The organism is Microvirga pakistanensis, assembly GCF_004458765.1.
In the GTDB taxonomy this organism is placed as follows: Bacteria; Pseudomonadota; Alphaproteobacteria; order Rhizobiales; family Beijerinckiaceae; genus Microvirga; species Microvirga pakistanensis.
Genome location: NZ_SPJX01000502.1, coordinates 1 through 223 on the forward strand (window position 1 = coordinate 1; position 223 = coordinate 223).

Sequence of the window (223 nt, forward strand, 5' to 3'; positions counted from 1 at the left end):
TCGCCAAGCACGTGAAGTCGAACGCCATCGTCTACGCCCGGGACCTCGCCACCGTAGGCATCGGCGCGGGCCAGATGAGCCGCGTCGATTCCTCCCGCATCGCCGCCTGGAAGGCCGCGGAGGCCGCCAAGGCGGCGGGCCTGCCCGAGACGCTGGCCAAGGGTTCGGTCGTGGCCTCGGACGCATTCTTCCCCTTCGCGGACGGCCTGATGGCGGCCGCCGA

1 pseudogene is annotated in these 223 nt (G+C 71.7%); it reads left to right on the top strand.

Features of this window, described 5'->3' with window-relative positions:
- A pseudogene (purH, locus tag E4K09_RS22380) lies at positions 1–223 on the top strand (bifunctional phosphoribosylaminoimidazolecarboxamide formyltransferase/IMP cyclohydrolase); the annotation flags it as partial.